This is a genomic window from Neoroseomonas soli (genome assembly GCF_018129065.1).
Lineage (GTDB): Bacteria > Pseudomonadota > Alphaproteobacteria > Acetobacterales > Acetobacteraceae > Neoroseomonas > Neoroseomonas soli.
Window position 1 is genome coordinate 1 of record NZ_JAAEDM010000215.1, and the last position, 512, is coordinate 512.

General features: G+C 80.3%; 1 protein-coding gene. It reads left to right on the top strand.

Features of this window, described 5'->3' with window-relative positions:
* The coding region (locus tag GXW76_RS25540; RefSeq protein ID WP_272876151.1) for an ATP-binding protein at positions 1-512 on the top strand (512 nt) is incomplete at both ends.

Here is a 512-nt window from a genome sequence, read left to right on the forward strand (position 1 = left end):
CTGGCCGCCGCGGCGGCGGGTGATGGCCGGCCCTGGCTGCTGCTCGGCCATCATCGGGCGGACCAGGCAGAAACCTTGCTGTTCCGGGCGCTGCGCGGCAGCGGGGCGACGGGGCTCGCGGCGATGGCACCCGTGCGGGACGGCGGTGCGGTGCTGGTGCTGCGGCCGCTGCTCGGCGTGGCGCCGGCGGCGCTTGAGGCCGTGGTGGCGGCGGCGGGGATCGCCCCGGTACGCGACCCGAGCAACCGGGATGCCCGCTTCGCCCGGGTTCGGCTGCGGCAGGTGCTGGGCGATCCCGACGGCACGGGGGAGGGGGTGGCGGCGCTCGCGGCGGCTGCGACCGCCTTCGCGGCCCGGCGGGAGAGGGCGGCCGCCGACATCGCGCGGCGGCTCGCCCGCGCCGCCGAGATCCGGCCGGAAGGCTTCGCTCGGGTGGAGCCAGCGGCGCTGGGGCGGGATGCGGCCGGGCTTGCGGCCCTGGGCGGGCTGCTGGCGCTGGTGGGCGGGGCGCG